Source organism: Rhodococcus sp. BS-15 (assembly GCF_000813105.1).
Lineage (GTDB): Bacteria > Actinomycetota > Actinomycetes > Mycobacteriales > Mycobacteriaceae > Rhodococcoides.
Genome location: NZ_BAOX01000274.1, coordinates 1 through 6,550, shown reverse-complemented (window position 1 = coordinate 6,550; position 6,550 = coordinate 1). Strand labels below are relative to the sequence as shown.

The window sequence follows — 6,550 nt, the reverse complement described above, 5'->3', positions numbered from 1 at the left end:
TGGCGGGCATTCCCCCTCTACGCAGGTACCGACGCCGGTGGTTCGATCGCGCACGGCCGCATCGCCGACGAGGTCGCCGCACTCGCTGCCGTCGGACTCTCGCCGACCGACGCACTCGGTGCTGCCTGCTGGGACGCCCGGTCGTGGCTGGGTCGGCAGGGGCTCGAGCACGGCGCTCCCGCAGATCTCGTCGTCTACTCCGAAGATCCGCGAGGGGGACCGGAGGTGCTGTCCAACCCGGATCTGGTGATCCTGCGCGGACGCGTGACCGACCGGCGCGGCCGCACGACGAGCGGACCGGCGGGCCGACGGTGACCGATCCGAGAAGTGATGCAGGACAGCCCGATCCGGACCGTCCCAGCTGGGCCGGCATGGCACCGATGAATCACGTTCAGCAGCAGGGATCGGGGTTGTCCGAAACCTACTGGCGAGCCGAGCAGGCCGCGCTCGAACGCAGAAGCGGTCAACGGTGGGGACTACCGGCCGCGGCGTTGGTGCTGGGGCTCAACCTGGTGGGATTCCTGATGCTCGGGCTCGTTGTGACGTCGGACGCCTCGGCCGTGTTCGTGGTGGGCATCATGATTCCGAGCCTGCTTGCTACGGGACTGGCGGTGGCGATCTCGATGACTCGGGGCAACGGCCCCGTCGTCGACTTCGGCCTCCCCAGGTCCACCCCTGAATTCCTCGGTCATCTCCGATCCGGGTTGGCGTGGGGTGGCGTCGCGGTGGTCGGTGGCCTCCTGCTGGCGCTGATTCTGTTGTCCGGTATCGAGTTGGACGACCCGATGCCGTTGGGCAACGTCACCGACTTTGCGGTCGGCTGGAAAATCGCTCTGGCCGTGTGGATCTGGCTCGGTGCGCCGATCTGCGAGGAAGTGATGTTCCGCGGCATGCTGTGGGGAGCGCTGGAGAAACGCACCCGCCGATGCCCATGGCGTGGTTGGGCAACCGATGGGTCGTCCTGGCGATCACCGCGGTGTTGTTCGCGATCTGGCACCGCGAGTGGTGGCGCTTCGTGGTGCTGTTGTGGGGAGGCTTCGCGATCGGCATCGCACGAATGCGCTCCGGTTCGATCGTCGCGTCGACCACGGCGCACTCGGTGAACAACACCCTCCCTGCCCTGGTGATCCTGCTCGCGTGACAGGAGTGGTTCTGCAGGCCCGATTCACCGATCGCGCTGCCCGTCTGGCACAATGAACAGCTGTTCGCCCGTCTTCCGGTTACGTACCGCGCGGCGGTCACAACAACCCTCAACGCAAAACCGGGCTCGCATGCCGTGCGAACCGCTGAATTGCGCCGTGACCAACTTTCGAAAGGCTCCACCAGAACATGGCTGTCAAGATCAAGCTCATGCGTATCGGCAAGATCCGCACCCCGCACTACCGCGTCGTCATCTCCGATGCTCGCACCCGTCGCAACGGCCGTGCGATCGAGACCATCGGCACGTACGAGCCCAAGCAGGACCCCAGCATCATCGAGATCAACTCCGAGCGGGCTCAGTACTGGCTCGGCGTCGGCGCACAGCCGACCGAGCCTGTCGAGGCACTGCTCAAGATCACCGGTGACTGGCAGAAGTTCAAGGGCCTCCCCGGCGCTGAGGGAACCCTCCGCCTCGCCGAGCCGAAGCCGTCCAAGCTCGACCTGTTCAACGCCGCACTGGCGCAGGCCGACTCCGAGCCCCAGGCGAGGCCACCACCGCCAAGAAGAAGAAGGCTCCGAAGGCCGACGACGCCGCTGCGGAGACCACCGACGCTGCAGCAACCGAGACGGCAGACGCGCCGGCCGCCGAGGCTGCTGAGAAGTGAGTGCCGTTGTCGCCGATGCCGTCGAACATCTCGTTCGCGGCATCGTCGCCAATCCCGATGACGTTCGCGTCGAGATGATCACCGGCCGTCGCGGCCGCACCGTGGAAGTCCACGTGCACCCCGACGATCTGGGCAAGGTCATCGGACGTGGCGGTCGTACCGCTACGGCGCTGCGCACGCTCGTCTCGGGAATCGGTGGTCGCGGCATCCGCGTCGACGTGGTCGACACGGACGCCTAGGTCACACACCCATCATGGAGCTGGTCATCGGCCGTGTCGCGAAGTCGCACGGCATCAAAGGCGAAGTCGTCGTAGAGGTTCGCACCGACAACCCCGACGACCGTTTCGCCGAAGGAACCGTTCTCTCGGGACGTAAGCCCCGATCGAACGCGCAGCCGGCCTCGTACACAGTGGACGCCGTCCGGGAACACTCCGGGCGGCTTCTGCTGCGTCTGAACGGTATCGACGACAAGACGGCCGCCGACCAACTACGCGGCATCTTGTTCGTCGTCGAATCCACCGACCTTCCGCCGTCCGACGACCCGGACGAGTACTACGACCACGAACTCGAAGGCCTCACGGTGATCCTGACCGACGGCACCGTCGTGGGAACGGTCCGTGAGGTCCTCCACTCTGCAGCGGGGGAGCTGCTCTCCATCACGCCGAGTCCTGGTTTCGGCGAAGCCACCCGCGCCGAAATTCTCGTGCCGTTCGTTGCGGCCATCGTGACCTCGGTGTCGTTGGCCGACAAGACGATCGAGATCGATCCGCCCGAGGGTCTGCTGGATCCGGAGTAGATCGTGCGCCTCGACGTCGTCACCATCTTTCCCGAATATCTCACGCCGCTCCGAACTGCGTTGCTGGGCAAAGCAATCGACCGCGGCCTCGTCTCGGTCGAGGTCCATGATCTGCGATCGTGGACTCACGACGTGCACAAGGCCGTCGACGATTCGCCCTACGGCGGTGGACCGGGAATGGTCATGAAGCCGACAGTGTGGGGAGACGCACTCGACGACGTGCTGACAGACGATTCTCTCCTCGTCGTCCCCACTCCGGCCGGTGTGCCGTTCACCCAGCGGACAGCCGAGCGATGGTCCTCCGAGCGGCATCTCGTATTCGCCTGCGGCCGATACGAAGGCATCGATCAACGTGTGTTCGACGACGCCGCGCGCCGCGTCCGTGTCGAGGAAGTCAGCATCGGCGATTACGTACTCATCGGCGGCGAAGCGGCCGTCCTCGTCATGGCCGAGGCCGTGGTGCGACTGATGCCAGGGGTTCTCGGCAATCAGCAGTCGCACCAGGAGGATTCGTTCTCCGACGGACTGCTCGAAGGGCCGAGCTACACCCGCCCCGCGCAGTGGCGCGATCTCGACGTTCCGCCGGTACTTCTCTCGGGTGATCACGCGAAGATCGCTGCGTGGCGTCGAGAGCAATCACTGGACAGGACCGCCGAGCGTCGTCCGGACCTGTTGCAGGACTGACGAATTCAGCTGACGGTGCCGTCGGGGAAGAGCATCGAGACGAAGCCGGTGAGAGTATCCCTTGCATGCAGTGCGCTGGCGTCGTCGCTGACGTCGACGACGGCGGTGTCCGGATAGCGTTCCATGTCGTCTGCGTAGAAGATGTCCTCGCGTGACGACAGCGCCAGAACGTAGCGGTTGTCGAGACCGATCGTGCCTGTCGACAGGTGTACCCACCGATCGGACACGCAGCACATCCAGCCCTGCTTCACAGCGTGCACGCTTTCGCCGGGCAAACCGTCGACGATCCCGAAATGTTGCTTGTAGCCGTCCGCGGCTATCGGTGCCGAACGACGCAGCATTCCGATCACCACGTCCGTCGACGCAGTCGTCAGGCCGCCGCTGCCGTTGAGCAACCCCGCGTAGTAGCCGACCAGGTCGCTGGGCGTGGTCTCGGTGTTGTACCACTGGTCGTCGCCGGGAGCTGTGGTGCTTGTCAAGCCGTAGCGAGCCGCGACCGTGCGCACGATCTCGGACGAGCCGTAGCGATACCAGAGCGTGTACGCGGCGTTGTCGTCGGACAATTCGAGCATGCTGGTCATGGTGGCCAGGTCGTCGGCCGAGACCGGACGGTTCTCCGACTGCGCTCGGAACAACACCTCGTCGGCGATAAAGAGTTTGGACACCGACGCGGTTTCGACCTGAACATCGGCGTTGCTGCTGTAATACGAGCCTGTCTGACGATCCAACAGCGCGAAATCGACATCGGCACCACGGGCCTGGGCCGACGCGACCGCCATCGGGATACGCGATTCGAGGGCTACGCCGTCGACCTTCTCCATATCGGGAAAGGGCGATGCCGACGTCTCGGCCATGTTCTGCGAGGCGGAGTCACCGATCTGATCGTCGGGAGGAACCGAGCACCCGGCCAACAACAGGGAGGCGCAGGCTGCAGCCAGGAATCGAGACCCCCTGACCATCCGCGTATCTCTCCCACACGTTGAACCGCTGACCGACTTGTCCCACAGTAGCGGTAGGGTCCATCGCCGTGACCACTGCTCTGAAATCTGTGAACAAGCGCATAGCCGAAGAACTCGACGTTCGTGAAGAACAGGTTCGTGCCGCCGTGGAGCTGCTCGACGGCGGGTCTACGGTCCCGTTCATCGCGCGCTACCGCAAGGAAGTCACCGGCACCCTCGACGACACGCAACTGCGTCAGCTCGACGAGCGGCTGCGGTACCTGCGCGAGCTCGACGAGCGCAGAGACGCCGTGATCGAGTCCATCCGCTCACAGGCAAGCTCGACGCCGCGCTCGAGCAGTCGTTGATGCTGGCCGACACCAAGGCGCGCGTCGAAGACATCTATCTGCCGTTCAAGCCCAAGCGTCGAACCAAGGCTCAGATTGCGCGGGAGGCGGGGCACGAGCCCGTCGCCGACGCCCTGTTCTCCGACCCCACCACCGACCCGGCTCAGTTCGATCAGGAGCAACTCGACGGCGCACGGGCGATTCTCGTCGAGCGTTTCGCCGAGGACGCGGATCTGGTGGGTGAACTGCGCGAACTGGTGTGGACGTCCGGCAAGCTCGTCGCGTCGGTTCGCAAGGGCAAGGAGGAAGAGGGTGCCAAGTTCTCCGATTACTTCGAGTTCTCGGAACCGTTCACGAGCCTGCCCTCGCACCGCATCCTCGCCACGCTCAGAGGCGAGAAGGAAGAAATACTCTCGCTCGGCTTCGAGCCCGAGCGTGACGAACCGACCCCCGGGGTGCCGAGCGTCTACGAGGGTCGAATCGCCACCAAATTCGGGATCGCGAATCGAGGACGGCCCGCCGACAAGTGGCTGCTCGATACCGTCCGATGGGCGTGGCGCACCAAGATGCTGGTGACCGTCTCCCTCGATACCCGCATGCGACTGCGCCAATCCGCCGAGAAGGACGCCGTCGACGTGTTCGCGAGCAACCTCAAGGACCTGCTCCTCGCCGCGCCGGCGGGCAACCGCACGACCATGGGCCTGGACCCGGGCTTCCGGACCGGCACCAAGGTCGCCATCGTCGACGCCACCGGAAAGGTCGTCGACTTCGACACCATCTACCGCACAAACCGCAGGGCAAGTGGGATCAGGCGGTGGCCACCCTCGCCGGCCTGGCCGCCAAGCACAAGGTGGAATTGATCGCCATCGGCAACGGCACCGCATCGCGTGAAACCGACTCTCTGGCAGCAGAACTGATCGCCAAGTTCCCTGCCGCCAATCTGACCAAGGTGGTGGTGTCCGAGGCCGGAGCGTCGGTGTACTCCGCCTCCGCCTACGCCTCGAGCGAGTTGCCCGAACTGGATGTGTCGATCCGCGGTGCCGTCTCGATCGCCCGCAGATTGCAGGATCCGTTGGCCGAGCTGGTCAAGATCGATCCCAAGTCCATCGGTGTGGGGCAGTATCAGCACGATATTTCCGAAACTCTGCTGGCCCGATCACTCGGTGCCGTCGTGGAGGACGCGGTGAACGCCGTCGGCGTCGACGTCAACACCGCGTCGGTTCCGTTGCTCTCGCGGGTCTCCGGTATCGCCGGCTCTCTTGCCGAGAGCATCGTGGCGCACCGCGACCAGAACGGTCCGTTCTCCAGCCGCAGCACGCTCAAGGACGTTCCGCGCCTGGGCCCCAAGGCTTTCGAGCAGTGCGCCGGGTTCCTCCGCATCTCCGGGGGAGAGGATCCACTCGATCGGTCGAGCGTGCACCCCGAGGCCTATCCCGTCGTGCGGCGCATCGTCGGCAAGGCCGGCGTCGGGGTGCGGGAGGTCATCGGCAACACGACACTGCTGCGCTCACTCGACCCAGCCGAATTCGCCGACGACCGATTCGGTCTGCCCACCGTCACCGACATCATCTCCGAACTCGAGAAGCCGGGACGCGATCCTCGTCCCGAGTTCAAGACCGCGACCTTTGCCGCCGGTATCGAGAAGGTCGCCGACCTGAAGCCGGGCATGACGCTCGAGGGAGTCGTGACCAATGTGGCGGCGTTCGGGGCATTCGTCGACGTCGGTGTGCATCAGGACGGGCTGGTGCACGTCTCGGCGATGTCGCACAACTTCGTCAAGGACCCGCGCGAGGTCGTCAAGTCCGGCGACGTCGTGCGCGTCAAGGTGATGGAGGTCGACATCCCCCGTCAGCGCATCGGTCTGAGTCTGCGGCTGGACGACGAACCCGGTGCGGCAGGCGGCAAGGACGCCGCCCGCGGACAGCAGGGTGACCGTCCTCGAGGCCAGGGACGGGGCCGCGGGGGGCGAATCAGGCCGGC

Annotated in this window: 7 protein-coding genes and 4 pseudogenes; 10 read left to right on the top strand and 1 reads right to left on the bottom strand. The window is 65.3% G+C overall.

The features are described from left to right. The 7 genes and pseudogenes from RHBS_RS22405 to trmD form a co-directional block, all read left to right on the top strand. Nucleotides 1–315: pseudogene (locus RHBS_RS22405) on the top strand (amidohydrolase family protein); the annotation flags it as partial. Nucleotides 316–371: 56 nt separating this feature from the next. Then, nucleotides 372–887 (top strand): annotated as a pseudogene (locus RHBS_RS32390) (CPBP family intramembrane glutamate endopeptidase); the annotation flags it as partial. Between the two features lie 38 nt (nucleotides 888–925). Then, nucleotides 926–1,141, top strand: a complete 216-nt coding sequence (locus RHBS_RS31030; RefSeq protein WP_306303570.1) for a CPBP family intramembrane glutamic endopeptidase — start codon at nucleotides 926–928, stop codon at nucleotides 1,139–1,141. Nucleotides 1,142–1,329: 188 nt separating this feature from the next. Next, nucleotides 1,330–1,805, top strand: a pseudogene (gene rpsP, locus RHBS_RS22395) (30S ribosomal protein S16). Next, on the top strand, nucleotides 1,802–2,044 hold the full coding sequence (locus tag RHBS_RS22390; protein ID WP_094614376.1) for an RNA-binding protein: 243 nt from the start codon (nucleotides 1,802–1,804) through the stop codon (nucleotides 2,042–2,044). Before rpsP ends, RHBS_RS22390 begins: the two are co-directional and overlap by 4 nt. Before the next feature lie 14 nt (nucleotides 2,045–2,058). Beyond that, a complete protein-coding gene (rimM, locus tag RHBS_RS22385) occupies nucleotides 2,059–2,601 on the top strand; it encodes a ribosome maturation factor RimM (protein ID WP_121870153.1) in 543 nt (180 codons plus the stop codon). Nucleotides 2,602–2,604: 3 nt separating this feature from the next. Next, nucleotides 2,605–3,285 (top strand): tRNA (guanosine(37)-N1)-methyltransferase TrmD, encoded by a 681-nt coding sequence (gene trmD / locus RHBS_RS22380; RefSeq protein WP_121870152.1) that lies wholly within the window; start codon nucleotides 2,605–2,607, stop codon nucleotides 3,283–3,285. 5 nt (nucleotides 3,286–3,290) lie between these two features. Here trmD and RHBS_RS22375 read toward each other — a convergent pair whose 3' ends face one another. Beyond that, a complete protein-coding gene (locus tag RHBS_RS22375; protein WP_121870151.1) occupies nucleotides 3,291–4,244 on the bottom strand; it encodes a serine hydrolase in 954 nt (317 codons plus the stop codon). Between the two features lie 68 nt (nucleotides 4,245–4,312). Here RHBS_RS22375 and RHBS_RS32385 point away from each other — a divergent pair, with 68 nt between their 5' ends. From RHBS_RS32385 to RHBS_RS32380, 3 genes and pseudogenes are all read left to right on the top strand, one after another. Further along, the gene (locus RHBS_RS32385) at nucleotides 4,313–4,591 is read left to right on the top strand and encodes a Tex-like N-terminal domain-containing protein (protein WP_374700645.1); all 279 of its coding nucleotides are present in this window, start codon (nucleotides 4,313–4,315) and stop codon (nucleotides 4,589–4,591) included. Then, nucleotides 4,591–6,228 (top strand): annotated as a pseudogene (locus RHBS_RS22370) (hypothetical protein). Before RHBS_RS32385 ends, RHBS_RS22370 begins: the two are co-directional and overlap by 1 nt. 8 nt (nucleotides 6,229–6,236) lie before the next feature. Next, nucleotides 6,237–6,550 (top strand): S1 RNA-binding domain-containing protein (locus RHBS_RS32380; RefSeq protein ID WP_374700644.1); only part of this gene is annotated, 314 nt, incomplete at its 3' end.

Bases quoted from the DNA above. Each gene is read 5' to 3' on its own strand.
- RHBS_RS31030 (WP_306303570.1), top strand. From the start codon at position 926: ATGCCCATGGCGTGGTTGGGCAACCGATGGGTCGTCCTGGCGATCACC.
- rimM (WP_121870153.1), top strand. From the start codon at position 2,059: ATGGAGCTGGTCATCGGCCGTGTCGCGAAGTCGCACGGCATCAAAGGC.
- RHBS_RS22375 (WP_121870151.1), bottom strand. From the start codon at position 4,244: ATGGTCAGGGGGTCTCGATTCCTGGCTGCAGCCTGCGCCTCCCTGTTG.